The sequence below is a fragment of the Tropicimonas marinistellae genome (genome assembly GCF_001509585.1).
Classification (GTDB): Bacteria; Pseudomonadota; Alphaproteobacteria; order Rhodobacterales; family Rhodobacteraceae; genus Tropicimonas; species Tropicimonas marinistellae.
The window spans coordinates 421,895-447,904 of the sequence record NZ_LNCI01000004.1 but is presented as its reverse complement, the minus strand read 5'-3'; the positions used below and the strand labels follow the sequence as shown (position 1 = coordinate 447,904).

Here is a 26,010-nt window from a genome sequence, read left to right as displayed (position 1 = left end):
GTCATGCCAAGCGTCTCGATGCCAATCGCCCCGGCCTCGGTGCGCAGCGCCCGGCTCACGCGGGCAGCCCCGCGATCAGGCTGGCACTGTCGGAAACCGCGCCGAAGACGCCGCCCTGCATGGTCACCATCTTGATCGCCGCGGCATGGTTGCCGGGGTCGGTCGCACCGCAGCAATCCTCGGCGATCACGCATTCGAAACCCCGGTCGTTGGCCTCCCGCATGGTGGTGGAGACACAGACATCGGTGGTGATGCCGGTCAGGATCAGGTTCTCGATCCCCCGGGTGCGCAGGATCAGCTCCAGATCGGTGGCGCAGAAGCTGCCCTTGCCCGGCTTGTCGATGACGACCTCGCCGTCCAGCGGGTACAGCTCCGGAATGATGTCCCAGCCGGGTTCGCCGCGCACCAGGATCTTGCCGCAGGGGCCGGGGTCGCCGATGCCCGCGCCGATCTGCTGGCTGCGCCAGCGCTTGTTGGCCGGCAGGTCCGCCAGGTCCGGCCGGTGGCCTTCGCGGGTGTGAATGATGTGGTAGCCCTTGGCGCGCATGTCCGTCATCAGCGCCTTGATCGGGCCGATGGGCGCCTGCGTCAGCGACAGGTCATATCCCATCGCATCCACGTATCCGCCGGTGCCGCAGAAATCCGTCTGCATGTCGATCACGATCAGGGCTGTGTTGCCCGGCCGCAGATCGCCGTTGTAGGGCCAGGCATAGGGATGGCTCTCGATCGTCGTCATTGCATCGCGTCCTTCTCACCGAAGCTGCGTGTCGGCGCCGGGAAGCCGCAGCCGGTGCCGTCGGTGACGGCAACCTCGTCCTCCCAGGGCAGCCGGTAGGCGCCGTTCGCCAGATCCGTCATGTAGGAATAGGGGCAGTCCTGCGCGCCGCCATTGACGGCGACGTAGCCGCGGTGGCCGAACTGGTAGGGATTGTTCTCCACGCCCCATCCCGCCCGCGCCTCCCGAACCAGGTCGGGGCGCACCTCAGCGGTGATGATCTCGTCGGCCCGGCCCGTTTGACCATGCGCCAGCACGGTGCCGTCGAAATCCACGATCATGCCCTCACCCATGCTGTCGAATGTGCCGTCGGAGCCGCACATGCAGACATTGGCCGTGACCATCAGGTTGCAGAAGCTGTTCGACCGGTTGGTAAAACGCCAGGCCTCACGGATCGGCGCGGTATAGCCCGCGGTGCGGATCATGATCTCCGCGCCCTTGTAGGCCGCCTCCCGCGCCATCTCCGGGAACATGCCGTCGTGGCAGATGATCAGCCCGATCTTCGCCCCCTTCGGCCCCGTGCACACCGGAATGCCGGTATCGCCCGGCTCCCAGGGTTCGACCGGCACCCATGGATGCATCTTGCGATAGTACAGCTGTACCGCGCCCGCGTCGTCGATGATCAGCCCGGTATTGTAGGGGTTGCCGCCGGGATTTGCCTCCATGATCGAGAAGCAGCCCCATATGGCATTGTCGATGCAGGCCTGTTTCAGGGCCGCCACCTCTGGGCCGTCCATGGAACACATGATCTCCGGATTTGTATCCATCGACAGCCCGTGCAGCATGTATTCGGGGAAGACCACGAGGTCCATCGTGCCCATGTTGCGGCGCGCCTTGGCGACCAGGTCCACCACCCGCGCCGTCTGCGCGGTGAGCTGCGCCTTGGTTTCCACGACCGGCAGCTGGAGCTGCACGAGGCCCACAACCACCCCGTTTCGCGACTTGTTGAGACCGCCAAGGCCGTTCATGGCACTGCTCCTTACTTGGTGAGGCTGAGTTCGAGCGGGGCACCCTGCATCGCGCGGTCCGGCGAGCTGGTGAGAATGAGCAGGCCCAGCGTCAGCACGTAGGGTGCCGCGAAAAAGAGGTAGTAGCCCTCCGAGACGCCCACCGATTGCAGTGCCGGGCCGAGCGCGCCCGCGCCGCCGAAGAGCAGCGCCGCCCAGAAGCAGTTGATCGGGTTCCAGCGGGCGAAGATCACCAGCGCAATCGCCATCAGGCCTTGGCCGGAGGAAATGCCCTCGTTCCAGCTACCGGGATAGTAGAGCGAGAGGTACGCGCCGCCGATACCGGCCAGCGCCCCGCCCGCCGCCGTGGCCAGCAGACGCACCCGGTCGGGGTCTAGCCCCATGGCGCGGGCGGCGTCCGTGCTGTCGCCCACAACCCGCAACGTCAGGCCCACGCGGGTGCTGCGGAACATCCACGCCATCGCCACGGCCAGCAGCCCGCCGAGAAGGAACAGGACATTGACCTGCAATGCCGCGCGCACCTGCGGAATGTCCGACCACCAGCCGAAGTTGATCGCTGGCAGGTCCGGCGCGACCGGCTGGATGTAGGGCTTTCCGAAGAAGAAGGCGAGGCCCATCCCGAGCAGCATCAGCGCGATGCCGATGGCAATGTCGTTGACGCCGCGAAACTTGCAGATCCAGCCATGCAGAAGGCCGAAGCAGGCCCCCGCCAGCGCCGCCGCCAGCACGCCGACATAGGGCGACCCGCTCTCGTAGGCGAGGGCATATCCCGTCATTGCACCGAAGACGAGCGTGCCTTCGAGCCCGAGGTTGATGCGCCCGGACCGCTCCGTCAGGCATTCGCCGAGCGACACGAAGAGGAAGGGGGTGGAAACGCGGATCGCCCCGCCCAGCACCGCGAGCGGCACGCCCCAGAGTCCGATTTCCACAGGCTCCATCAGCGGTGCTCCCAATAGCCGGGGGTGAAGATGCGCAGGCGTCCGTAGAGCGCCTCGCTCAGAAGGATGATGACGAAGACGATGCCCTCGAAAACGAGGATCGTCGCGTCCGGCAGGTCCATCCGGCGCTGAACGAGGCCGCTCGATGCCTCGAACCCGCCAAGCAGGATCGCCACGGGCAGGATCGCCAGCGGGTTGTGCCGCGCGAGGAAGGCCACGAGGATGCCGGTGTAGCCATAGCCCGCGATCAGCGAGGCATTGGCCGAGCCGTGCACCGCCGCCACCTCGTAGAACCCCGCCAGCCCGGCGAAGGCGCCGCCGAGCGCGGTGAAGCCGATCACCAGCCGCGCCACCGGCAGCCCCTGCACCTGCGCGGCCCGCACGTTGTCGCCGGCGATCCGCGCCGCGAAGCCCAGCGTGGTGCGGTCGATCAGCACCCAGCAGAGCAGGCAGGCCAGCGCCGCCGCGACCACGCCCCAATGGGTCGCGATGAAGGGCATGTCGCCCACCCGCAGCGTCTCGGCCAGCGGTGCGGTGGACGGCTTGTTGAGGCTCGCCGGGTCGCGGAACGGGCCTTCGACGAAATGGTTGAAGAGCGCGATGGCGATATAGGCCATGAGCAGCGAGGCGATGGTCTCGTTCACGCCGCGCCGGATGCGCAGCGCGCCAATGGCCCCGATCCAGAGCCCGCCGAGGATCATGGCCGCCACGGCCATTAGGAGCATCGCCGGATAGCCCGGCAGCCCCGCCAGCACCGTGCCCGTGACCGCCGCCGCGAGCCCGCCGAGCACGATGGCGCCCTCGCCGCCGATCACCACGAGGCCCAGCCGCGCGGGCAGGGCGACGCAGAGCGCGGCGAGCGCCAGCGGCCCCACCCGCGACAGGGTGTTCTGCCACGAGAAGGCCGAGGAGAACCCGGCCTTCCATACCAGCCCGAAGAACTCCGCCGGCGACTTGCCGAGCGCGCCCAGGAACAGGCTGAAAATCGCGAACCCGGCCAGCAGCGCGCCGGCCGGGATGAGAACCGCCTCCGCGCGCGGCATCAGGCCCGCAAGGGCCCGTGCCATCGCCGGGCGGCCGGGCGCCGGCATCTGGTCCAGCGCGCTCACGGTCAGCTCGTGGAGCCGAGGACGCCCTCGACGAGGTAGTCCATGCTTTCCAGCGCGACATCCGTCTCCACGAAGGCCTCGCCGTCCGCGGCGATCACGTTGCCCGCGTTGTCCTTCAGCGGCCCCTTGATCGCGGCAAAGCCGCCGGCCATGATCTCGCCCTTCACCGCCTCGAACTGGGCGCGCCCCGCGTCGGACACGGCCGGCCCGAGCGGGCTCATCTTTATGAATCCGTCGGCCAGCCCGCCGCGCAGGAAGTTCGGCACCGCCTCGCCGGCCATGAACTTCGTCACCATGTCGGTATAGACCCCCGCCCAGTTCCACTCCGCGCCGGTCAGGTACATGTCGCCGGCCAGCGGGCTCTGATCGGCGTGGTAGCCGCAGACATAGGCGCCGCGCGCCACCGCGGTTTCACACACCACCTTGGGGCCGTCCACGTGGCAGGTGATCACGTCGCAGCCCTGGTCGGCCAGCGCGTTCGTGGCCTCCGCCTCCTTCACCGCCAGCGACCATTCGCCGGTGAAGATGACCTGGCAGGTGATCTCCGGGTCCACCGCGCGGGCGCCCAGCAGGAAGGAGTTGATATTGTTGAGCACCTGCGGGATGGGCTTTGCAGCCACGAACCCGATCTTCTTGCTCTTGGTGGCATGGCCGGCAGCGATGCCGTTCAGGTACTGCCCCATGCCGATATAGCCGAAGTAGGAGCCCGCGTTGGTCGGATTGCCCTCGGCCCAGAGCCCGCCGCAATGCTCGAAGCGCACATCCGCGTATTTCGGCGCAAGCTCCAGGATATGCGGGTTGAAATAGCCGAAGGAGGTCGGGAACAGCAAACCTGCCCCGTCGAAGTTGATCATCGACTCCATGGTGTTCTGAACGTCCTGGCTCTCCGGCACGTTCTCCTCTTCCAGCACCGTCACGCCGGCCATCTCCTTGACCGCGGCGGCACCTTCGGCATGGGCCTGGTTGTACCCGAAATCGTCCTTCGGCCCGACGTAGATGAACCCGACCGTGAGGTCGCCGGCGGCCATCGCCGGCCGGGCGAGCCCGCCCAGGGCGGCCGCGCCGAGCGCGGCGGCCGAGGTCCCGAGGAAGTGTCTGCGGTTCAGCTTTCCGAAAGTCGTCATGTCGTCGCTCCACCTGTTGGCTGCACCCCGCGTCGGGGCACCTTTCCTGGTTGCCCCAACGCTAGCGCGGCCGAGCGATATTGGCTTCTGCTAAGAATTCCGCAAAGTGATGCAAAAAATGCACCGCTCAGGCAGGCGGCGCATCAGGCGATGCCTTCGAGTACCTTGGTCAGCTCCTGCGCGAAGCGGGCGGAGGCCACCGGCAAGGTCCGTCCGCGCATCTGCCCCAACAGCAGGCTCCCCGCCGGGACGTCGCGCTGCGACAGCGGCCGCACCGCCAGCCCGTCCGCCGGATAGACCCTCAGCCCGATCGGGATCTGGAACGCCACGGCATTCTCGTGCCGCACATAGTGGCGCATGAAGTCGAAACTGTCGGATTCCACCACCGGCCGCAGGGCCCGCGACCCTCGCGCCGCCGCCTGTTCCAGCAGCGCCCGAACCCCGTATTCGGCGCTCGGCAGGACATGCGGGTGATCGAGGCAGTCGCGCAGCCGCACCTCCGGTTGCGCCGCCAGCGGGTGATCCGTCCGCATCAGCGCGTGGATCACCTGCGGCGCGGCCATCAGCACCTCGAAATCCACCAGGTGCACCGGCTCGAAGACCAGTGCCAGATCGCTGCTGAAACTCGCCAGGTCGCGCTCCGCCGCCGCCCGGTCGCGCACCATCACCGAAAAGGTCACGCCGGGGTGGGCCAGCCGGTAGGCCGCGATCTGCTCCGGCAGGAAATAGGGGATCAGCGCCTGCGAACAGGCCACGTTCACGTGGCCCCGGCGTTCGCCCGACAGGTCGGCCACCTGGCTCTGAACCCGCCGGAGGTCCGAGGCCTGGGCGCGGAAGTGTTGCACCAGAAGTTCCCCGGCCGGGTTCAGCCGCACCCCTCGGGGAAGCCGCTCGAAGATCTCGGATCCGAACTCCGCCTCGAACCGCTGGATGCGCCGGTTCAGGGCCGAGGCCGTGATATTCATGTCGTCAGCCGCCTTGCGGATCGACCCGGCCCGCGCCACGCCTTCGATGTACCGAAAGGTCTGGAGATGTTTCACAGTACGCACCGCTGCATTTTTTGCACCGCTTTTGTGAAATCTTAACAGTTGTGGCGATCACCGCAACGTCGGACCAACGAGCGGGGAGCACGTGCTCACAGCGCCACAGAAAGGGCCTGCCATGTTCGACATCGCGATGACCATCCCCGACCTGCACGCCGCCTATGCGCGCGGTGTCACGCCGGAGGAGGTTGTTGGCCAGGTCTTCGCCCGGATCGCGATGGTCGATGATCCCGGTATCTTCCTCGACATGCCCAACGAGGCGCAGGCGCGCGCCGAGGCGCAGGCCCTCGGAGCATTCGATCCATCCCGCCCGCTCTGGGGGATCCCCTTTGCCGTCAAGGATAATATCGACGTCGCCGGCTACGAGACGACGGCCGCCTGCCCGGCCTTCGCCTACCGCCCGAAGAAGGACGCCTTCGTGGTCGAGCGGCTGCGCGCGGCGGGCGCGATCTTCATCGGCAAAACCAACCTGGACCAGTTCGCCACCGGTCTGGTGGGTGTCCGCACGCCCTATGGCGCGCCGCGCAATTCCATCGACCCGGAGATCGTGCCCGGCGGCTCCTCCGGCGGCTCCGGCGTTGCCGTGGGCCACGGCATCGTCGCGCTGGCGCTCGGGACCGATACCGCCGGTTCCGGCCGCGTACCGGCGGCACTCAACAATATCGTCGGGCTCAAACCCACCCTCGGCGCGCTGTCGGCCACCGGCGTCGTACCAGCCTGCCGTTCGGTCGAAACGGTCTCGATCTTCGCCCTGACGGTGCAGGATGCCTATGCCGCCTACCAGGTTTGCTGCGCTTTCGACCCGAACGACGCCTTCGCGCGGCGCTGGAACGCACCGGATCTGGCGCGGCCTTCCGCGCCGCCCGTGGTGGGGGTTCCCAGCCGTGACAGTATTGAGTTCTTCGGCGACAGCGTGCAGGCGGCATCCTTCGCCGATACGGTCGAGCTGTTGCGCGGGCAGGGCGCCGAGATCGCGGAGGTTGACTTCACCCCCCTCTATGCCGTGGCCCAGATGCTTTACGAAGGGGCCTGGGTGGCCGAACGCTACACGGTCATCGAAGACCTGCTGGCGCGCGATCCCGAGGCGATCCTGCCGGTCACGCGCCAGATCATCGGCAAGGCGGAGGGGCTGACGGCCGCCGATGCCTTCCGCGGCATCTATCGGCTGAAGGAACTGGCCCGTGCCGCCGAACCGGCGCTGGCTAGCGTGGACATGCTCTGCGTGCCGACCATCCCGACCTTCTACACCACCGCCGATCTGGAGGCCGATCCGGTCGGGCCGAACTCCAATTTCGGCACCTACACCAATTTCGTGAACCTGCTCGACATGTGCGGCCTTGCCGTGCCGGTCCCGCCACGCAGCGATGGCCGGCCCGGCAGCGTGACCCTGCTGGCCGCCGCCGGAAAGGATGCGGAACTCGCCGCCGTCGCGCTGGCGCTCGAAGCCTCCGGGACGCGGGGGCTCGGTGCAACCGGCTGGTCCCGCCCCGGCCACCGGGCCCTCGAACCCGCCGCGCCGGACCGGCTCACCCTCGCGGTTTGCGGCGCGCATATGTCCGGCCTGCCGCTCAACCACCAGTTGACCGAGCTCGGCGCCAGCTTCCGCCGCGCGGCACGCACCAGCAATGCCTATCGGCTCTACGCCCTCGCCGGTGGCCCGCCGCAGCGTCCCGGGCTCGTTCGCACCGCACCCGGCGACGGCGCGGAGATCGCCGTCGAGCTGTGGGACATTCCGATGGAACAGGTCGGAGGGTTTCTGGCCGGTATTCCCGCCCCGCTCGGCCTCGGCACGATCGACCTCGCAGGCGGCGACACGGTGCAGGGTTTCCTCTGCGAGGCCGTCGCCACCGCGGATGCGCTGGATGTGACCGCGAGCGGCGATTGGCGCGTTCACATCGCGGGCGGAGAGGCCCGCTGATCGGCGAGCCGACGGGTGCGCGCCCAACGCGCGCCGGGGCCGCCCACTGCCGCAGCAAGTTCGGTCGGTTTTGCCGGTCGTTCCGACCGATTTGGCGATATTTCTGCCGAAACCGCGCGCCATCCGGCATTTCCGGGCTGCCGAGGCCGAAATCGCGCCAAAACGGTCGTGGTTTGGGTCGTTTCGACCGGCCCTTTCGGTCAAAACGACCGGATTTCGACCGGTCCACGACGGGATATTGCCGGTTTTCCGAATTGTCCGCGCATCCGTCGCCCAATTCCTAATCGCTGCCCGGAAAAGGCGCGCCCAGCCCCGATTCTGCGGCGCTTTCGGTTTGAGTTTGCGCCACCCCTGGAGAAGGCTCGGCGGCGAAAGCCAAGGGAGACAGCCATGCTCGATACCACAATCCTCTGGGCCTGGGCCGAGTTCGCAATGCGCTGGCTGCACGTTGTCGCCGGAATCGCGTGGATCGGATCTTCGTTTTATTTCATAGCCTTGGATCTCGGCTTGCGAAAGGCGGTGGACCTTCCCGCCGGTGTGCATGGCGAAGAATGGCAAGTCCACGGCGGCGGATTCTACCACCTCCAGAAGTACCTCGTGGCCCCGGCGCGCCTGCCGGAGCACCTGATCTGGTTCAAGTGGGAGAGCTACACCACCTGGCTCAGCGGTTTCGCCATGCTGGTGATGGTCTACTACATGGGCGCCGACCTCTTCCTCGTCGACCCCGAGGTCCTCAACCTGCCGTCCTGGCTCGCGATCCTGATCTCGCTCGGTTCCCTCGGCCTCGGGTGGCTTGCCTACGACCGGATCTGCAAGTCGGCCTTCGGGGACGACAATACGAAGCTGATGGTCCTGCTCTATCTAATCCTTGTGGTCATGGCCTTTGCATACACCCATATCTTCTCCGGCCGGGCGGCCATGCTGCACCTTGGCGCGATTACGGCAACGGTGATGTCGGCCAATGTCTTCTTCGTGATCATCCCGAACCAGAAGATCGTGGTGGAGGATCTGAAGGCCGGCCGCACGCCCGATGCCAAGTATGGAAAGATCGCCAAGCAACGCTCGACGCACAACAACTACCTGACACTGCCGGTGTTGTTCCTGATGCTGTCGAACCACTACCCGCTGGCCTTCGCGAGCCCGTGGAACTGGTTGATTGCCAGCCTGGTTTTCCTGATGGGCGTCACAATTCGTCATTATTTCAATACCTTCCACGCCAGCGACTTTCCAAAGAAGGGCCCGCTCTGGACCTGGGGCGCCACCGCGGTGCTGTTCGCCGCCATTGTCTGGCTGTCGCTTTCGCCGCTTTACGGAGAGGACGATGGCTGGGAGGAAAGCGCGCTGAGCCCGGCCCAGCAGAGGTATGCAGAGGCCGAGGGGTTCGAGGCAGCCTATGAGGTCGTGCTCAACAATTGCTCCATGTGCCACGCACCGGAACCGGCCTGGGAGGGCATTGCAGCGCCGCCGAAGGGTGTGAAGCTGGTCACGGCGAGTGATGTGGCGCGCCATGCGGCAGAGATCTACCTGCACGCCGGTGTCACGCGTGCGATGCCGCCGGGGCGGTCCAGCTTCATGGACCCGCAGGACCGGGCCGCGCTGGTGCGGTGGTTTCGTGCCGGACGCGCGGGGTGACCGCCATTGTTCGGGCGCTCCCGCCCGTCGTCAGCGCATCGCAGATGCGCCTCCTCCCGTTGGGCCCGGCGCGCGCTGCGCGCGCGTGGGCAAGAGGCGAAACCTGAATTGGTGCCCAACGACCTGTGCCGCCCCATGGCGTTTTGGGGGCGGGGCGCGGAATCGCCCGCATTCCGGGGGATTCTCGCAATAGCGTACTCCGCACCGCCGTCCCGGTTTCGACAGGCGAAGCCTGCCTGGCCCAACGGGATGAGGTGCCGGCAGGCACTGAAGACGGGCGGGAGCCGTTCTGGATTCGAAGCCGCGAGTTGCGGTCAGGGTCCGGGAATGAACCCGGCTTCGGCCATCAGCCGGTTCGATGCGCTCTCGACGGTTTCTTCGAGCTGCTGCATGAATTCCGCCTGCGGCAATCCCGCCGCAATGGGCGGCAGGAACTCGACCACGGCCAGGCCGGGCTTGCGCCAGATGCCGGTGCGCGGCCAGAAGACACCGACATTCGTGGCCGCGGGCACGCATCCCTGCCCAAGCTGGTCGTAGAGCACGCCGGATCCCACCTTGTAGGGCACCTTGGCGCCGGGAGCGACGCGGGTACCCTGTGGATAGATGATCAACTGCCCCGGCGCAGTCCGTCCGGCCTCCACCCCTTGCCTCATCTGCCGGATGGCCTCGGCGCGCTTGCCGCGATTGACCGGCACGCAGCCGATCCATTGTGCGTACCAGCCGACGATCGGCACCCATTTCAACTCTGCCTTCATGATGAACTTCGGCCGTGGAACGGCGGAAACGATCAGGATGATGTCGAAGAAAGACTGGTGCTTGGAGGCGATGAGGCATTCCTCCGTCGGTACCTCGCCGCGGATTTCCGAGCGCAGCCCAACCATCCAGGCCGCCGTCCAGCGCACCCAGGCGCACCATGTCCGACAGGCGGTGAAAGCAAGCGGCCGGTGGAGCAGGACAAACGGTGTGAAGGCCAGCGCCATCAGCGCCATCATCAGGTAGATCTGGCCGACGAAGATCAGGGAGCGGATTGATTGAAGCATCTCAGGTGGTCTCCCGCAATTGGCGGAACGCGGCGAAACGGGTCGCGGCGAAGGCGACCGCTGCGGTGATCGGCGGGATCAGCAGCGGCAACGCCCATTCGGCGCCGGTGAATCCCAGCCCGGTGAGAAAGCCGCCGGCCGCATCCGCCCTTGGCAGCGAGGCGACCGTTGCAAGGCCGGCGAGGGTGCCGGCAAGCGCGCCGGCGAAGGCCCTCAATGTGAAACGGCGCACGAAGGCGCGGGCGATATAGGTGTCGAGCGCCCCGACCAGTCGCAGCGTGGCGATGACGCGGGCGTTCGCCGCGAGTGCCGCCTGGGCGGCCAGCGTGATCATCGCAGCAGTGGCCGCCGAGATCAGAAGCAGCGAGAAGAGGCCCAGCATCCGCAGGCGGCCGGCCGCGCGCACCAGCGGCGCCCGCCATCGTGTGTGGTCGTCGAAGATCGCGCCAGGGGCCTCGCCGGCAAGTCGCGCACGCAGGCCCGTCGTGTCGATCCCGGTCGGGGTCTCGACGACCTCGATCAGCGCGGGAATGCGCAGCCGGTCGAGCGGCAGGTCCGGTCCGAACCACGGTTCCAGAAGCGCACGGCGTTCCGCGTCGCTCAATGGTCGGGCGGAGTCCACGCCGGGCGTTGTCCGCAGCACCTCCATCGCTGCGTCCACCTGCGCGGCGACCTGGCCCGCCGGGGCCGAGATGCGCACGGTCGCGGTGCGTGCCAATGCCTCCGACCAGCGGCTGGCGAGCCGGTCGGTCGCCAACGACAGCGCCAGTGCGAAAACCGCGAGAAATGCCATGGCGGCCGCGGTGAAGACCGTCAGGCGCGCGGTAAAGCCGGTTGGCGGGACGACCCTGTCCGCGCCACTGCGCCCCATGGCCAGATCCTTTATCTGCGAGGTCCGGCTCACAGGTCTGCCCCCGACAATTGCAATGTTCGGTCAGCGATCCGCAGGACCCGGACGGACACCTGGCTCTTGGCGGCGCGTATCAGGTTGAGGTCGTGGGTGGCGACGAGCACGGTTTTGCCGAGGCGGTTGAGCTCCACGAGAAGTTGCAGCAGGCGCAACGACATCTCCCAGTCCACATTGCCGGTGGGTTCGTCGGCGAGGATGAGTTCCGGGTCCATGATGACGGCGCGGGCGAGGGCGGCGCGCTGCCGCTCGCCGCCCGACAGCTCCGGCGGCGTCGCCTGCGCCCGCGTGCTGAGCCCAACCCAGGTCATCAGCTCCCGCAAGTTCTCCGCCTCTTCCGCCGGATCGCGTCCGGCGACAGTCAGCGGCAACGAAAGATTCTCGGTGAGCGGAAGGTGATCGAGAAACTGGCATTCCTGATGGACCACGCCGATCCGCCGACGGGTGCGCGCGATATCGTCGCGCCGCAGGTCGGACACTTCGCGGCCGAACACGGTCATCTGACCCGCCGATGGCATCAGTTCCATGTAGCAGAGTTTGAGGAGGGTGGATTTTCCCGCGCCCGAAGGCCCGGTCAGAAAGTGGAAGGAGCCCGGGGCCAGATGCAGGGTCACATCGGACAGAAGGGCATCGCTGCCGTAGGAATAGGCGACGTTCTGAAGCTCGATCACGTGCGGGGTGTCCATGCCATGTGGCGCCCGTTCTGCCCGAGCCAGCACCGGGTTTCAACGGGAAGTGCCGGATCGCGGTGAACACCGTCCGAAAGACCCGGATTTCGGCCTCGATGCCTGCAGACGTGCTACGGGTTCCTCACTGGGCTCGCAAAAATGCCGGCGGCTCTTTGAGATTCCATTTGCCGCTGGTACAAATGCGCGAAATCAAAAGAGCAACGGGCGATCGGACGCCCGGGTCGAGAGGACGTCATGAGGCTGATCTGTCCAAATTGCGGGGCGCAATACGCGGTCGACGACCGGGTGATCCCCGAGACGGGGCGCGACGTCCAATGCTCCAATTGCGGAAACAGCTGGTTTCAGAAACATCCGGATTTCGATCCCGAACTCTCCGAGGAGCTTTCCTGGGAATCGCCGGGGGCCGCGCCCGTGGCAGCGCCACAGTCGCCGCCGAAACCCGATCCTGTACCAGATGCCGTTGACGAGGAAGACACTGTACGGGCCGTTGAGAGCAGCGAGAGTGACGCCACGGACGTCGAAGGCATCGCTGACGACATTTCTGACGAAGAACCCGCTGGCGCCTCGCCCGGTTTGGCGGCCGAGTCCGACATGCCGGTCGCGTCGGGGCCGACGGACGACTCGCAGGTGGGTGGCGACGCCGAAGCGCCGTCCGCGCTCGCGCGCGATGCCGAGCCGGACCTCGCCGGTATGGGAATGCCGCGACGCCAACAGGTGGACGAGAGCGTGCTTTCCGTACTTCGGGAAGAGGCCGAGCGAGAACAGGACGCCCGCAGGGCGGAATCCGGACTACCGGAATTCCAGCCGGATCTCGGTGTTCCCACGCCGGACCATGCAGCGAAGCGTGGAACGGCCGATTATGCCGTGGCAGGTGCGGATGTGGAGGAAGCGGGGCAGCCCCCCGAGGACGATCCGCAGCTGCAGAAGGTACTGCGGTCTTCTTCGCGGCGCGAGCGTCTGCCCGATGTGGAACAGATCACCTCGACACTCGAACCGGGCGATGCCGAAACGGTGCCCGTTCGAGCAGACGATCCGCGCATGCGACAACGCCGCAGACGCGGAATGCGTATCGGGCTCGGCGTCGCCTTTCTGATCTTCGGCTTCGCGGCGCTTGTCTACACGAGGTCCGAGCGAATCGTGGCGGCCGTACCGGAAACGGCAGATTCGCTCGCCAGCTACGTGGCCAGCGTCGATGCCGGCCGTTTCTGGCTTGACGACACATTCCGGGAATTCATTCCCCGCGCCGGAGACAACGGCGCCGAAAACTAGCACCGTCTGTTTTGGCCTAAGGATGCGTTCGGACCGCTTCGGGAGGTGAATCTCTGCGGTGCCGCAGGATAATGCTGCCGGTGCGAAAAGTCCTTGTCAGTGGGTGGGCAATAATCTATCTCGACGAGGACCCAGAGAGTAATATCATTGCCGGAGAGAGACATGAGTTTCCGCATCCAGCCCGCCGCACCCGCCCGTCCGAACCGTTGCCAACTCTTCGGTCCTGGCTCCCGTCCGGCGATCTTCGAGAAGATGGCGGCAAGCGCGGCCGACGTGATCAACTTGGATCTGGAGGACAGCGTGGCGCCGGACGATAAGCCGGAGGCGCGCAAGAACATTATCCAGGCCATCGGCGATGTGGATTGGGGCTCCAAGACGCTCTCCGTGCGGATCAACGGGCTCGATACACCGTATTGGTATCGTGACGTGGTTGACCTGCTGGAAAATGCCAGCGACCGGCTGGATCAGATCATGATCCCCAAGGCCGGTTGTGCCGGCGATATCTACGCGGTGGATGCGCTGGTGACGGCGATCGAGAGCGCCAAAGGCCGTACGAAGCCGATCAGTTTCGAAGTGATCATCGAGAGTGCGGCAGGCATCGCCCATGTGGAGGAAATCGCCGCGGCCTCGCCACGCATGGAGGCGATGAGCCTTGGTGCGGCCGATTTTGCGGCGTCGATGGGGATGCAGACCACCGGCATCGGCGGCACGCAGGAGGATTACTACATGATCCGCGAGGGCGTGAAGCATTGGTCGGATCCCTGGCACTGGGCACAGGCGGCGATTGTCGCGGCGTGTCGCACGCATGGTGTGCTGCCGGTGGATGGGCCATTCGGCGATTTCTCGGACGACGAGGGGTTCGTCGCGCAGGCGAAACGCTCCGCGACTCTCGGCATGGTCGGGAAATGGGCGATCCACCCCAAGCAGGTGGCGCTGGCCAACGAGGTCTTTACCCCGTCGGATGCGGCGGTATCCGAGGCACGTGAGATCCTTGCTGCAATGGAGAAGGCCAAGGCGGAGGGTGCGGGCGCCACGGTTTACAAGGGCCGGCTGGTGGATATCGCTTCGATCAAGCAGGCGGAGGTTATCGTGAAACAGGCGGAGTTGCTCGCGGGATAAGGGCCGGCGCCTCCAAGCTGCGTTTCACATGCCCGAGCCACTGTGCGAGCGGACCTCACGCAGCGGCTCGGACCTCTATCCCGTATTACTTCAGCGGCAAGCAGATCTCCGTCACAAGATCTTCTGGCGCTGTGTCCTGCGGGGTGTTGAGATAGATCTCGTAGCAGGGCGCATTGCGCGGCTCCTCGCCTGATTGCGGCAGCCAGGTGCCATAGAGGTAGTCATAGGCCGGCTTGAGGCCGGAATAGGGACCCTTGAAGCGCAGCACGGCGACCTTGCCGGCCTCGGTCACCAGTTCCTCGAATACATCGCCGATCTCGGTACCCGGGGCCAGCGCGACGGCGGCGTGGCTGCGAAGCTCTTCGGCGGGTGTGCTGTCGGGGTCGTGATAGTAGATGCCGAGCAATGCCCGCACCTGGGGCCACAGGTTGCGGGAGGTGCAGAGCGCGGAGAGCGTTTCAAAGGCGCGCCCGATCTCAACATAGGGACCGGTGTGCGCAATCGCAGCAAGGCGCTGTGCAGGGTGCGTGGTGACGTCGATGTCGAACATGATGGGATCTCCGGACTTGCGGGGGACGGGAGGCAGCCGCAGGCTGCCGTTTTGGCGGAATTGGCCCGGCGGGACGCCAAAGGCTGCGCGGAACGTGCGGGAGAAGCTGGTAAGGCCCGGATAGCCGCACCGGCGCGCAACCTCGGGAATCGGCCAGTCAGTCTGCACCAGCCAACATGCGGCGCGGTGCATGCGAATCCGGCGGACCGCCTGGGCGCAGGTTTCGCCGGTCATGGTCCGGAACACCCGGTGCCAATGAAAGCGGGACATGGCGGCCACTTCTGCCAGCGCATCCAGTGAGAGATCGCCCGCTGGGTTCGTGTGCATGTGCTCGAGAACGCGCAGTATGCGTTTTTCGTAGTGGTTCGCCATCGCCGGTCTGCCTTCAATTCGCCAGTCGAGGCTGACACGACGTCGATTAGCATGTCTTGCGAAATGCCGCCTCGGTTGCAAATCCCGCGCCTCGCACGCATATGGGTGCGAGCAGAAAGGGAGCCTCCAAATGAACTATCTGGAGTTCGAAAAGCCTCTGGCCGAAATCGAGGGCAAGGCCGAGGAACTCCGCGCGATGGCGCGGGCGAACGAGGAGATGGATGTTGAGGCTGCGGTGGCCGCGCTGGATGCCAAGGCCGAGGCGATGCTGGGGGATCTCTACGGCAAACTGAGCCGCTGGCAGAAGTGCCAGGTTGCCCGCCATGCCGACCGCCCGCATTGCCGGGATTACATCGAGGCGCTTTTCACCGAGTACACGCCCTTGGCCGGCGACCGGAACTTCGCCGACGATCACGCCGTGATGGGCGGTTTGGCGCGATTTGGCGACCGGCCGGTCATGGTGATCGGGCATGAGAAGGGCAGCGATACCACGAGCCGGATTGCGCACAATTTCGGCATGGCGCGCCCGGAGGGCTATCGAAAGGCGATCCGTCTGATGCAGATGGCCGACAAGTTCGGCCTTCCGGTGGTGAGCCTTGTCGATACGCCCGGTGCCTATCCCGGCAAGGGCGCCGAGGAGCGGGGGCAGTCGGAGGCGATCGCACGGTCAACGCAGGCCTGCCTGAACCTTGGTGTGCCTCTGGTCTCCGTGATCATCGGCGAGGGGGGCTCCGGTGGCGCGGTCGCTTTCGCGACGGCAAATTCCCTGGCGATGCTGGAGCATTCGGTCTACTCGGTGATCTCGCCGGAGGGCTGTGCGTCGATCCTTTGGAAGGACGCGGAAAAAATGCGCGAGGCGGCCGAAGCGCTGAAGCTCACGGCGCAGGATCTGCTACAACTCGGTGTGACCGACCGGGTGATCCCGGAGCCGAAAGGTGGGGCGCATCGTAACCGGCCCCAGACGTGCGAAAACGTCGGATCGGCGATTTCAGGGATGCTGTCGGAGTTCGACGGCATGGACCGGGCGGCGCTGATCGCGCAACGCCGAAAGAAGTACCTCGACATGGGGTCCGCCGGCATCGCCGCTTAAGCGGAGCTCCCGCCCGTCGTCGCCGCATCGTAGATGCGCCTCCTCCCGTTGGGCCGGGCCGCGCGCGAGGCGCGCGCGGAGAGGGCCGGATCGCGGGGACGGCAACGACAGGCACATGGATACCGCCCGGGCCGCGGACACGGTGAGAAACAACCGGTAGAGGCGCGTTACCTGATTTTCGCGCAGCCAACTCCCGGCAAGCGTTACCGACAGGGTGCCAGCACCGACACATCTCTTCAAACCGGCCTCTTTGCCGTCGCAGTGAGGCTCTGGATTGGTCGTGGGATCGTTTCAGCCGAAACACTGTTCGGCGCACCGCTGATGCTGGCTTCCATCCAGAGCAAACTGCGGGCTCGTGGAAGCCAGCATCCTCTGGCGCAATCGCTGAGGGCGATGCGGTCCGATCCGCGGGATGCGCGAACGGGGAACCCCGGCGTCGGAGGATCGGACCGCTTCGGTAGGTCTGGCAAGTCAGCCAGTCAGCTGGCCACGGGTTTGCCCGACGCTGTTTCCGATTGCGACTTCACACGTTTTCCGCTGAACGCCCGCGCGACGATCACGAAGAAGAGCGGAACGAACAGGACACCCAGAACCGTGCCGGTGATCGTCCCACCCAACACCGCGGAGCCGACCGCGGTGCGCCCGCCGGCGCCCGCGCCGGTGGACAGCACCAGCGGCAACACGCCAAGCGAGAAGGCCAGGGATGTCATGATGATCGGGCGGAAACGCTGGCGTGCCGCCTCCTTGACGGCGGTGTAGAGGTCTTCGCCCGCTTCGAACCGCTCGCGCGCGAACTCAACGATCAGGATGGCGTTCTTGCCGGTCAGGCCGATCACCGTGAGCAGACCGACCTGGAAGAATACGCCGTTCTCGAAGCCGAACCAATAGGCGGCTCCCATCGTTCCGAGCACACCGATCGGCATGGCCAGCATGACCGAGAACGGGATTGCCCAGCTTTCGTAAAGGGCGGCGAGGCACAGGAAGATCGCTGCCAGCGAGAGGGCGTAGAGCATGGGCGCGGAGCCGCCGGATTCCAGCTCCTCCAGCGAGAGGCCGGTCCACGCGACGCTGTAACCAGGGGGCAATTGAGCCACGAGCCGTTCGATCTCGGCGATGGCCTCGCCGGTGGTCACACCGGGCGCGGGTGTGCCCTGGATCTGCATTGCCGGCACGCCATTGTAGCGGTTGAGCCCCTGCGGTCCGTATTCCCAGCTTTCACGGGTGAAGTTGGCAAAAGGCACGAGATCGCCGCCGGAATTCCGGACCCGCCATTTCTGCAGGTCGGAGGGGGTTGCCCGGCTATCGGGTTCCCCCTGAACATAGACGCGCTTGATCCGGCCGTTGTCGACGAAGTCGTTCACGTATGACCCCGCCCAGGCAATGTTGAGCGTGGTGCCGACATTGGCAGGCGTGACACCCACCGCTCCGGCGGCGCGCCAGTCGATATCGAGCTTGAATTGCGCCGCATCTTCCAGCCCCGACGGCCGGATCGAGGCAATCAGCGGGCTCTGCGTGGCCATCCCGAGGAGTTGATTGCGCGCGGTGAGGATCTGCTCGTGCGTCTGGCCGCCCTGCGCCTGGAGGTAGAAATCGAAGCCGGAGACGTTGCCCAGTTCGATGACCGACGGCGGCACGATGGGAAAGACCATCGCATCGCGGATACCCATGAAGGCGGGGAAGGCGCGGCCTGCCACCGCCTGCACCGATTGAGCGGGGGATAGGCGCTCCTCCCAATCCTTCATTCGGACGAAGGCAAGACCCATGTTCTGGCCCTGGCCGGCGAAACTGAAACCGACGACACCGAACGTCGATTGCACATTCTCGGCCTCGGCCGCATTGAAATAGGTCTCGACCTGCTCGACCACCTCCTGCGTGCGCTCGGCGGTGGCTCCGGTGGGAGCCTGAATCAGTGTCATCAGGATGCCCTGATCCTCATCGGGCAGAAAACCCGTGGGAGTATTCTGGAACAGGAACACCATGCCATAGCCAAGCGCGGCATAGACCACCAAGACACGAAATGGGCGCCGGATGAGGTAGCCGACCGTTCCCGCGTAGCCGCCCGTTACCTTTTCGAAACCGATGTTGAACCAGCCAAGCGGGCCGCGGCGTGCGTGGTGGGCGTCCTTGCTCTTGAGAAGGGTCGCGCAGAGCGCGGGTGTCAGGGTCAGCGCCACCAGTACCGACAAGCCCATCGCCGAAACGATGGTTATCGAGAACTGCCGGTATATCACGCCGGTCGAGCCGCCAAAGAACGCCATCGGAACAAAGACGGCAGACAGCACCAGCGCGATACCGATCAGAGCGCCGGTGATCTGGCCCATGGACTTGCGCGTTGCCTCGCGCGGAGAGAGCCCTTCTTCTTCCATGATCCGTTCGACGTTTTCGACCACGACGATGGCATCGTCGACCAGCAGGCCGATGGCCAGCACCATCGCAAGCATGGTCAGCGTGTTGATCGTGAAACCGGCAAGCGAAAGGATTGCGAAGGTCCCGAGGATCACCACCGGCACCGCCAGAGTCGGGATCAATGTGGCGCGGAAATTCTGCAGGAAAAGCAGCATCACGACGAAGACGAGCGCAATTGCCTCGAACAGTGTTTTCTGCACTTCGTGGATCGAGATCTCGATGAAGGGCGTGGTGTCGTAGGGAACGACATAGCTCACACCTTCGGGGAAGAACTGCTTGTATTCCTCGATGCGATCCTTGACCCGTTGGGCTGTGTCGAGCGCGTTGGCCCCGGAGGCCAGGTTGAGGGCCATGCCCGAGGCGGGCTGACCGTTGAAACGGGCGATGTTTGAATAGTTCTCGGCGCCGATTTCGACCCGCGCCACATCCTGAAGCAGGACGAGGCCGCCGTCTGTTTCGGACCGCAGCACGATGTTGCGGAAATCCTCAGGCGTCGAGAGCAGCGACTGCGCCGTTATTGTCGCGTTGAGTTGCTGGCCAGAGGGTGCGGGCAAGCTGCCGAAGGCGCCCGCTGATATCTGGGCATTCTGCGCCGAGACGGCGCTGACGACGTCCGATGGCGTCATCCCGAATGCCGCTAGCTTGGACGGGTCGAGCCAGATACGCATGGCGTATTGCGCGCCGAACACCTGTGCGCCCCCCACGCCTTCGATGCGGGAGAACTCGTCCACCATGTTCGAGTTCAGGTAGTCGGCGAGGTCTGCCTGATCGAGCCGTCCGTCTTCAGAAATCAGCGCGATTACCATGAAAAAGGACGACGACGCCTTCTCCACGCGCACCCCGAGCCGCTGAACCGTTTCGGGAAGCAATGGCGTCGCCTGTGCAAGCTTGTTCTGCACCTGAACCTGCGCAACGTCCGCGTCGGTGCCGGCCTCGAACGTCAGCGTAATGTTTGCCGTACCGGCCGAGGTCGACGACGACGACATGTAGCGCATGCCATCGAGCCCGGTCATCTGCTGCTCGATGATCTGTGTCACGGTATTTGCGACGGTTTCGGCCGAAGCGCCCGGGTACTGTGCGCTTATCCGCACCGAAGGCGGTGCGATCTGCGGATACTGTGCCACCGGGAGCGAGAAGATCGACAATAGGCCGACGCCCATGATGAGAATCGAGATCACCCAGGCGAAAACGGGCCGGTCGATGAAAAAACGGGCCATGTGGGACTCCAGGAAGTGGTGTTCAGTTGCCGACGGCGGCGGTTTCGGTATCGCTGCGTTCTTCCGGGGCGACGGTCATGCCGGGAGCGACCTTCTGGAGTCCCGCGACGATAACGCGGTCGCCCGCAGCGAGACCCTCGGTCACGACCCATTGGTTGCCCAGGTCGCGCTGTACTGTCAGCTCCCGGGTCTCGACCTGGTTCTCGGCATTCACCACCATCGCGATGGGCCTGCCACGGCGGTCGCGTGTCACGCCCTCTTGTGGGGCGAGGATTGCGCCCTGGACGATCCCTTGTGGCAGTTCGACCTGTACGTACATGCCAGGCAACAGAAACAACTCCGGATTGGGGAACTCGAGGCGCAGGACAATCACGCCGGTCTGCTCGTTCACATGCGGTTCGGCGGCGGCGAGGATCCCCTGGTGATCGTAGAGTCCTCCGTCGGCAAGCCGGAGGGACACCCGGGCACGCTCCTGTTCGGCCAATTGTTGCCCGGACCGACGCCATTGCAGGATCTCGGCTGCCGATTGCGTAACGTCAACGTACACGGGGTCGAGTTTCCGAATAACGGTCAGGGCGGAGGTCTGCCCGGCAGTCACCAGCGCGCCCTGGGTGGTTTGGCTCAACCCCACCTTGCCGGAGATCGGTGCGCTGATCGTCGTGCGGTCGAGGTCGATTGTCGCGGTCAGCACCTGCGCTTCCGCGACTTTTACTGCCGCCTCGGCGGCGTCCCTGGCCGAGATCGCGTCGTCCAGCACCTGTTGGCTGGTCACGTTGCGCTCGCGCAGCTCGTCCTGCCTTTCTTCCTCGCGCCGAGCAGCCCGGAGTTGGGCTTCGGCTTGTGCGAGGCTCGCCTCCGCCGCCGCCTTTGCGGCTTCGTAGGTGGCAGGGTCGATGCGGTAGAGAGCGGCGCCCTTTTCGACCGTCTTCCCCTCGTCGAAAAGCCGTTCGGTCACGATGCCGCTGACTTGCGGGCGCACTTCCGCGACGCCGGAGGCGGTGACCCGCCCCGGGAGGGTCGAGGTAAGCACCACGTCGCTGGCTTCCAGTGTCACCACCGCAACCGGCGCCGGCGGCCGCTCGCCGCCTTGCTGCTGCGCTGTGGCCATTGGCGCACCCAGTACCAGGCCAATTGCCAGGGTGAGGAGAAAGAGGATTCGCGAGATCGGCATATCGGGCTCCGGGAGGACTGGTCAGCGTCTTGCGCTTGTCATTAGAGTGAGGCGTTAAGGAAACTGGCGGGTTTTGTAAAGATCGGTTATGCTGCGAGTGCGTAATCTCCGCTGGGAGACTCGATGGGAGAGGCATTGGTGACTGAGAATTCAGCAGAATTGGACGAAAAGAACGTGCGCAAGCGCGGACGGCCTGTGCAAATGGACCCCGCCGAGCGCGAAGCGCTCGTTCTCGACTGCGCAATAGATCTTCTGTCTGAGAACGGACTGGAAGATGTCACCATGGCGGATATCGCCAAACGCGCTGGAATGTCGAAGCGGACGCTCTATGCGCTCTACCGCAGTCGCGAAGAGCTTCTGGGCGCCGGGTTAAAACGAATGAGCAAGACGCTGTTTCGCCCCCTTCGGCAGGAAGAGCGGGACGCTTCGTTGGAAGAACGGCTGCGCATTCTTCTGACGTTCACACCCGGGAAACATCCGAATTCGCTCGTGATCGAGATGCTGCGCGCCGTCATTGCGGCAGTGCCAAGCTATCCCGAGTTGGGCCGTCGGCTGAGCCGAAAGGGGCCGGGGCAGGTCGCAGTTCTGCTCTGCGAGGAGCTTAGACGGGCTGTCGAGGCAGGCGAGATCGAGATCGAACAGGACGATATACCGGCGGTTTCGGACCTTCTCGTGGACATGGTGGTCGGCAATACGATCTCGCGTTTGCTCGATCCTGACAGCCTGCCCCGGACGCCCGAGGAAACAGACGCGCGCCGGGATCGTGCGATCAGGATTTTTCTCAACGGGGTACGTCCGCGCAAGGCGTGAGGTCGCGTTCAACGATGCCGCAGGTCGGTGCGAATGTGAGCATAGCATCTCTTTGGCATCCGGCCGTTCCCGCCAAAACCGTGCTATTGCGGGTTTTGGCGCATTTCTCGGCACCTGCCCCAGTTCGCGAGGTACTGTGTCACCCGATCCGAATCAATCCCGAATTGAGAGTGTTTCAAAACTGCCTAACCAGTGTGCATTCGAATCTGGTTTCGGGTCCGCGTGGTTGTTTCGGATTTTGTTCCTTGGCTGTCCGTATGGGTCAGCCACTCTGACAAAAAATCTTCCAAGACCCCGTGATAGCGTTCCGCAAAACATGGAGATGCGAGACAATGATCGAGACCCCCTACCTGCTTTTCCTCGGTGACGCGCCAGATCAGCTTGCCGCGAAGGTCGCACAGGGCATCAAGGACTGGCGGCCGGATTACGCGGTCGGGCAGTTTCGCATGGAGGGGTGCAAGGCGGATATGGGCCTGGCCGACATGTCGCTTCAAGAGGCGAAGGCCGCGGGCGCCAAGACCTTGGTGATCGGGGTCGCCAACCGGGGCGGGGTCATCTCCGCGGCGTGGAAACATGTGCTGGCCGAGGCGCTTCTCGCGGGGTTCGACCTGGCGTCGGGTTTGCATAACCTATTGAAAGACGAAGCCGAGCTGGTGGAGATTGCAAAGGCCGAGGGTCGGATGCTGCACGACGTGCGTGTGCCCTCGGTCAAGTACCCCATCGCCAACGGCCGCAAGCGGCGCGGCAAGCGGTGCCTTGCCGTCGGGACGGATTGCTCGGTGGGCAAGATGTACACGGCGCTTGCGATGGATGCGGTCATGCGAGAGCGCGGCATGAAGGCGAGCTTCCGCGCCACTGGCCAGACGGGCATCCTGATCACCGGCGACGGCGTGCCGCTGGATGCGGTGATCGCCGATTTCATGGCAGGCGCGGTGGAATGGCTGACGCCCGACAACGATGAAGATCACTGGGATCTGATCGAGGGGCAGGGGAGCCTGTTTCATGCCTCCTATTCCGGCGTGACCATGGCGTTGGTGCATGGGGGGCAACCCGACGCGCTGATCCTCTGCCACGAGCCGACGCGGGGGCATATGCGCGGGCTGCCTGACTATTCGCTGCCCTCGTTGCAGGAATTGCAGGAGGTGTCGCTGACCCTCGCGCGCAGGGTCAACCCGGCGGTGCAGGTGGTGGGGATTTCCGTCAACACACAGCACATGAGCGAGAAAGAGGCAGAGGACTACCTTGCCGGCGTCGAGGCCGAGATGGGCCTCCCGGCGGTGGACCCGTTCCGCAACGGCGCGGGCCGGCTTGTGGATGCGCTGGCCGCGTTGGACTGAGCGCGGCGCTTGCGTGGTCCGGGGGAATGAGTCTTCATGCCTCCGGCGGGGATATTTCCGGACAGAAGAAGCCGGGGGAATGGACCCGGCAGAAGGGTGGATGTGGATTTCGAATTGACGGTGCAGCCGGATGTCTTCCGGCTGGCGAAGGCCTTTACCATCGCGCGCGGCTCGAAAACGGAGGCGAAGGTGCTGACCGTGACGGCGCGCGCGGGCGGTCTCTCCGGTTGGGGCGAATGTGTGCCCTATGGGCGGTACGGTGAGAGCCTGGACAGCGTGGCTGACGAGATCGCGGCGCTGCCGCCGAAGCTGACGCGGGCGGAGGTTCAGGCGTTGCTGCCGGCCGGCGCGGCGCGCAACGCGGTCGATTGCGCGCTCTGGGATCTGGAAGCGAAACGGGCCGGCGTGCGCATCTGGGAGCTGGCCGGGCTACCGGCGCCGACGCCGCTTGTCACCGCTTACACGTTGTCGCTCGACGTGCCCGGGGCGATGCGGGCGCAGGCGGAGGCGAATGCGCACCGGCCGCTCCTGAAGATCAAGCTGGGCACGCCCGACGACATGGCGCGGCTGGAAGCGGTGCGTGCCGGGGCGCCGGCATCTAAGATCATCGTGGATGCAAACGAGGGCTGGTCGGCCGAGACTTATTCCGAGTTGGTGCCGCACCTGCTGCGTCTTGGCGTGGCGATGGTGGAGCAACCGCTTCCGGCCGGCGCGGATGACGCGCTTCTGGGCCTTGAGCGGCCGGTGCCGATCTGTGCCGACGAGAGCGTGCATGACCGAAGCACCCTGGCGGCGCTGAAGGGCAAGTATGACATGATCAACGTCAAGCTCGACAAGACAGGCGGGTTCACCGAAGCGCTGGCGCTCAGGGCCGAAGCGGAGGCAGCGGGCTTCGGGATCATGGTGGGCTGCATGGTGGGAAGCTCGCTCGCCATGGCGCCGGCCGTGGTGCTGGCGCAGGGCGCGGCGGTTGTCGATCTTGACGGGCCGCTTCTGTTGGCCGAAGACCGGGCGGAGCCGCTGGTCTATGACGAAGCGGGCGTACATCCGCCAAAAGCGGACCTCTGGGGTTAGGAGAACAGGATGAGCCGGATCGTTTATGTGAACGGGGACTATCTGCCCGAGGAGGAGGCCAAGGTCTCCGTGTTCGACCGCGGGTTCCTGTTCGCCGATGGCGTCTACGAGGTGACCTCGGTGCTGGGCGGCAAGCTCATCGACTTCGACGGCCACTTCAAGCGCTTGCAACGCTCGCTCGGCGAGTTGGATATGCCGGCGCCGGCGGCGCTCGACGATCTGCTGGAGATCCACCGGGCCTTGGTCACCCGCAACGAGATCGTGGACGGGCTGATTTACCTGCAGATCACGCGCGGTGCGCCGGCGGACCGGGATTTCGCCTTTCCTCCAGAGGGGACGGAACCGACGGTCGTTCTGTTCACCCAGTCGAAGCCCGGATTGGGCGAGAGCCCGCAGGCGAAGCAGGGAATCAAGGTGATCTCCATCGAGGACATCCGTTGGGGTCGCCGGGATATCAAGACGGTGCAGCTTCTCTACCCGTCGATGGGCAAGATGATGGCCAAGAAGGCTGGTGCCGACGACGCATGGATGGTCGAGGACGGTCTGGTGACCGAAGGCACATCGAACAACGCCTATATCGTCAAGGACGGCAAGATCATTACCCGCAATCTCGGCACCGAGATCCTCCACGGGATCACCCGGGCTGCAGTGCTGCGATTTGCGCGCGAAGCGCAGATGGTTGTCGAGGAACGCCCCTTCACCATCGAGGAGGCCAAGGCGGCGGACGAGGCGTTCTTCACGTCGGCATCCGCCTTCGTGATGCCAGTGGTGGAGATCGACGGAGTGTCGCTCGGCGACGGTGTGCCGGGGGTGGTCGCGTCCCGACTTCGGGAAATCTACCTCGAAGAAAGCCGCAAAGCGGCCATCTAAACCCTGTCTTCTGGAGCGCCAGTCGATGGCCTCGGTTGATCAGGCCGCTGGCGTTTCGACATAGAGATCCACCTTGCGCTCCAGAGGCACGTCGGGAAGCTGCACGAGAACGCGGCCGCGAAAGCGGATTTCCTGTCCGTGACCGTGGCTCGTTGGGTGGACTTCGAAATCCCGGTCACGCGCCCGGCGCGCATCGAGATCCGGCAACTGAAGCACGAGCGCTTCCTGCAGTGGATCGAAGTTGTGCAGAACAATTGGATGATCACGGGAAAGCCCGTGCGCGAGGCCGGGTATGTCCTCCGGGTCCACCGCGGCGTCATCGGTCTCTATGCCAAGCCCCAACCCGTCGATCATGTTGCGGACGGCCAGAAGGATGGCGACGACGATGATCGCATAGGCGGCAAAGTTCAGCATGACCGTCCTTTCATCCCCCCGACTAAGATCGGTAGCGTGGCGATGATGGCCGGTCAATTTCCTGCCGCAATTCGGGGGTTAGCCGGGACAATCACGGCGTCAATGGCCCAATTGTTTCCGATGCCGCCTTGTTGGGAGCGGAATCGCTCTGGAATTTCAGGGCAGGGT

At 65.3% G+C, this 26,010-nt stretch carries 22 protein-coding genes; 9 read left to right on the top strand and 13 right to left on the bottom strand.

The window, feature by feature from the left end; all coding sequences use genetic code 11:
* Positions 1-55: 55 nt before the first annotated feature.
* The 6 genes from biuH to ARC39_RS10925 all read right to left on the bottom strand — a co-directional run bounded on the left by biuH (position 56) and on the right by ARC39_RS10925 (position 5,954).
* Entirely contained in the window at positions 56-736 is a 681-nt protein-coding gene (gene biuH, locus ARC39_RS10950; protein ID WP_068114315.1) for a biuret amidohydrolase, read from the bottom strand.
* On the bottom strand, positions 733-1,743 hold the full coding sequence (locus tag ARC39_RS10945; protein ID WP_068114314.1) for a formamidase: 1,011 nt from the start codon (positions 1,741-1,743) through the stop codon (positions 733-735). The genes biuH and ARC39_RS10945 overlap by 4 nt, the downstream gene beginning before the upstream one ends.
* Positions 1,744-1,754: 11 nt before the next feature.
* Positions 1,755-2,681 (bottom strand): ABC transporter permease, encoded by a 927-nt coding sequence (locus ARC39_RS10940; protein WP_068114312.1) that lies wholly within the window; start codon positions 2,679-2,681, stop codon positions 1,755-1,757.
* Positions 2,681-3,748 carry an ABC transporter permease gene (locus tag ARC39_RS10935; RefSeq protein WP_236545235.1) on the bottom strand — a complete coding sequence of 356 codons (1,068 nt, stop codon included), beginning with the start codon at positions 3,746-3,748 and terminating at the stop codon, positions 2,681-2,683. Before ARC39_RS10935 ends, ARC39_RS10940 begins: the two co-directional genes overlap by 1 nt.
* Before the next feature lie 44 nt (positions 3,749-3,792).
* A complete protein-coding gene (locus tag ARC39_RS10930) occupies positions 3,793-4,914 on the bottom strand; it encodes a BMP family ABC transporter substrate-binding protein (protein WP_068114311.1) in 1,122 nt (373 codons plus the stop codon).
* Between the two features lie 143 nt (positions 4,915-5,057).
* Complete coding sequence (locus ARC39_RS10925; RefSeq protein ID WP_068114310.1) at positions 5,058-5,954, bottom strand: LysR family transcriptional regulator; 897 nt, start codon at positions 5,952-5,954, stop codon at positions 5,058-5,060.
* Between the two features lie 121 nt (positions 5,955-6,075).
* Here ARC39_RS10925 and atzF point away from each other — a divergent pair, with 121 nt between their 5' ends.
* Both atzF and ARC39_RS10915 read left to right on the top strand, forming a co-directional pair.
* Positions 6,076-7,875: an allophanate hydrolase gene (atzF, locus tag ARC39_RS10920; protein WP_068114308.1), complete on the top strand. Its 1,800-nt coding sequence runs from the start codon at positions 6,076-6,078 to the stop codon at positions 7,873-7,875.
* Between the two features lie 390 nt (positions 7,876-8,265).
* Entirely contained in the window at positions 8,266-9,507 is a 1,242-nt protein-coding gene (locus ARC39_RS10915; protein WP_068114306.1) for a urate hydroxylase PuuD, read from the top strand.
* A gap of 314 nt (positions 9,508-9,821) precedes the next feature.
* Here ARC39_RS10915 and ARC39_RS10910 read toward each other — a convergent pair whose 3' ends face one another.
* Genes ARC39_RS10910 through ARC39_RS10900 form a run of 3 tightly spaced genes read right to left on the bottom strand, consistent with a single transcriptional unit; the run spans position 9,822 to position 12,125 of the window.
* Positions 9,822-10,547: a lysophospholipid acyltransferase family protein gene (locus tag ARC39_RS10910; protein ID WP_068114304.1), complete on the bottom strand. Its 726-nt coding sequence runs from the start codon at positions 10,545-10,547 to the stop codon at positions 9,822-9,824.
* Position 10,548: 1 nt separating this feature from the next.
* Complete coding sequence (locus ARC39_RS10905) at positions 10,549-11,418, bottom strand: cell division protein FtsX (RefSeq protein WP_068114301.1); 870 nt, start codon at positions 11,416-11,418, stop codon at positions 10,549-10,551.
* 29 nt (positions 11,419-11,447) lie between these two features.
* On the bottom strand, positions 11,448-12,125 hold the full coding sequence (locus ARC39_RS10900; RefSeq protein WP_068114473.1) for a cell division ATP-binding protein FtsE: 678 nt from the start codon (positions 12,123-12,125) through the stop codon (positions 11,448-11,450).
* Between the two features lie 252 nt (positions 12,126-12,377).
* On the opposite strand from ARC39_RS10900, the gene ARC39_RS10895 reads away from it, so the two are divergent.
* Complete coding sequence (locus tag ARC39_RS10895; RefSeq protein ID WP_068114300.1) at positions 12,378-13,412, top strand: zinc-ribbon domain-containing protein; 1,035 nt, start codon at positions 12,378-12,380, stop codon at positions 13,410-13,412.
* A 162-nt stretch (positions 13,413-13,574) separates the two neighbouring features.
* On the top strand, positions 13,575-14,531 hold the full coding sequence (locus tag ARC39_RS10890; RefSeq protein ID WP_068114298.1) for an L-malyl-CoA/beta-methylmalyl-CoA lyase: 957 nt from the start codon (positions 13,575-13,577) through the stop codon (positions 14,529-14,531).
* 85 nt (positions 14,532-14,616) lie between these two features.
* On the opposite strand, the gene ARC39_RS10885 is transcribed toward ARC39_RS10890, so the two are convergent.
* Positions 14,617-15,453: an AraC family transcriptional regulator gene (locus ARC39_RS10885; RefSeq protein WP_068114297.1), complete on the bottom strand. Its 837-nt coding sequence runs from the start codon at positions 15,451-15,453 to the stop codon at positions 14,617-14,619.
* Between the two features lie 130 nt (positions 15,454-15,583).
* Here ARC39_RS10885 and ARC39_RS10880 point away from each other — a divergent pair, with 130 nt between their 5' ends.
* On the top strand, positions 15,584-16,543 hold the full coding sequence (locus tag ARC39_RS10880; RefSeq protein WP_068114295.1) for an acetyl-CoA carboxylase carboxyltransferase subunit alpha: 960 nt from the start codon (positions 15,584-15,586) through the stop codon (positions 16,541-16,543).
* Between the two features lie 479 nt (positions 16,544-17,022).
* On the opposite strand, the gene ARC39_RS10875 is transcribed toward ARC39_RS10880, so the two are convergent.
* Together ARC39_RS10875 and ARC39_RS10870 are read right to left on the bottom strand one after the other, a co-directional pair.
* Positions 17,023-20,166: an efflux RND transporter permease subunit gene (locus ARC39_RS10875; protein ID WP_068114293.1), complete on the bottom strand. Its 3,144-nt coding sequence runs from the start codon at positions 20,164-20,166 to the stop codon at positions 17,023-17,025.
* 22 nt (positions 20,167-20,188) lie between these two features.
* Positions 20,189-21,337 (bottom strand): efflux RND transporter periplasmic adaptor subunit, encoded by a 1,149-nt coding sequence (locus tag ARC39_RS10870; protein WP_068114292.1) that lies wholly within the window; start codon positions 21,335-21,337, stop codon positions 20,189-20,191.
* A 138-nt stretch (positions 21,338-21,475) separates the two neighbouring features.
* Between ARC39_RS10870 and ARC39_RS10865 the strand changes: the two genes are divergently transcribed.
* From ARC39_RS10865 to ARC39_RS10850, 4 genes are all read left to right on the top strand, one after another.
* On the top strand, positions 21,476-22,147 hold the full coding sequence (locus tag ARC39_RS10865; RefSeq protein ID WP_161470954.1) for a TetR/AcrR family transcriptional regulator: 672 nt from the start codon (positions 21,476-21,478) through the stop codon (positions 22,145-22,147).
* A gap of 332 nt (positions 22,148-22,479) precedes the next feature.
* Positions 22,480-23,484: an N-acetyltransferase DgcN gene (gene dgcN, locus ARC39_RS10860; RefSeq protein WP_068114290.1), complete on the top strand. Its 1,005-nt coding sequence runs from the start codon at positions 22,480-22,482 to the stop codon at positions 23,482-23,484.
* Positions 23,485-23,586: 102 nt separating this feature from the next.
* Complete coding sequence (gene dgcA / locus ARC39_RS10855; RefSeq protein ID WP_068114470.1) at positions 23,587-24,558, top strand: N-acetyl-D-Glu racemase DgcA; 972 nt, start codon at positions 23,587-23,589, stop codon at positions 24,556-24,558.
* A gap of 9 nt (positions 24,559-24,567) precedes the next feature.
* A complete protein-coding gene (locus ARC39_RS10850) occupies positions 24,568-25,428 on the top strand; it encodes a D-amino-acid transaminase (protein ID WP_068114288.1) in 861 nt (286 codons plus the stop codon).
* A gap of 39 nt (positions 25,429-25,467) precedes the next feature.
* Here the strand turns inward: ARC39_RS10850 and ARC39_RS10845 are convergent, their stop codons facing one another.
* A complete protein-coding gene (locus ARC39_RS10845; RefSeq protein WP_068114286.1) occupies positions 25,468-25,842 on the bottom strand; it encodes a hypothetical protein in 375 nt (124 codons plus the stop codon).
* Positions 25,843-26,010: the final 168 nt, after the last annotated feature.

Coding starts and splice junctions, on each gene's coding strand:
- biuH (WP_068114315.1), bottom strand. CDS start 736: ATGACGACGATCGAGAGCCATCCCTATGCCTGGCCCTACAACGGCGAT.
- ARC39_RS10945 (WP_068114314.1), bottom strand. CDS start 1,743: ATGAACGGCCTTGGCGGTCTCAACAAGTCGCGAAACGGGGTGGTTGTG.
- ARC39_RS10940 (WP_068114312.1), bottom strand. CDS start 2,681: ATGGAGCCTGTGGAAATCGGACTCTGGGGCGTGCCGCTCGCGGTGCTG.
- ARC39_RS10935 (WP_236545235.1), bottom strand. CDS start 3,748: ATGGCACGGGCCCTTGCGGGCCTGATGCCGCGCGCGGAGGCGGTTCTC.
- ARC39_RS10930 (WP_068114311.1), bottom strand. CDS start 4,914: ATGACGACTTTCGGAAAGCTGAACCGCAGACACTTCCTCGGGACCTCG.
- atzF (WP_068114308.1), top strand. CDS start 6,076: ATGTTCGACATCGCGATGACCATCCCCGACCTGCACGCCGCCTATGCG.
- ARC39_RS10915 (WP_068114306.1), top strand. CDS start 8,266: ATGCTCGATACCACAATCCTCTGGGCCTGGGCCGAGTTCGCAATGCGC.
- ARC39_RS10910 (WP_068114304.1), bottom strand. CDS start 10,547: ATGCTTCAATCAATCCGCTCCCTGATCTTCGTCGGCCAGATCTACCTG.
- ARC39_RS10905 (WP_068114301.1), bottom strand. CDS start 11,418: ATGGGGCGCAGTGGCGCGGACAGGGTCGTCCCGCCAACCGGCTTTACC.
- ARC39_RS10895 (WP_068114300.1), top strand. CDS start 12,378: ATGAGGCTGATCTGTCCAAATTGCGGGGCGCAATACGCGGTCGACGAC.
- ARC39_RS10890 (WP_068114298.1), top strand. CDS start 13,575: ATGAGTTTCCGCATCCAGCCCGCCGCACCCGCCCGTCCGAACCGTTGC.
- ARC39_RS10885 (WP_068114297.1), bottom strand. CDS start 15,453: ATGGCGAACCACTACGAAAAACGCATACTGCGCGTTCTCGAGCACATG.
- ARC39_RS10880 (WP_068114295.1), top strand. CDS start 15,584: ATGAACTATCTGGAGTTCGAAAAGCCTCTGGCCGAAATCGAGGGCAAG.
- ARC39_RS10875 (WP_068114293.1), bottom strand. CDS start 20,166: ATGGCCCGTTTTTTCATCGACCGGCCCGTTTTCGCCTGGGTGATCTCG.
- ARC39_RS10870 (WP_068114292.1), bottom strand. CDS start 21,337: ATGCCGATCTCGCGAATCCTCTTTCTCCTCACCCTGGCAATTGGCCTG.
- dgcN (WP_068114290.1), top strand. CDS start 22,480: ATGATCGAGACCCCCTACCTGCTTTTCCTCGGTGACGCGCCAGATCAG.
- ARC39_RS10850 (WP_068114288.1), top strand. CDS start 24,568: ATGAGCCGGATCGTTTATGTGAACGGGGACTATCTGCCCGAGGAGGAG.
- ARC39_RS10845 (WP_068114286.1), bottom strand. CDS start 25,842: ATGCTGAACTTTGCCGCCTATGCGATCATCGTCGTCGCCATCCTTCTG.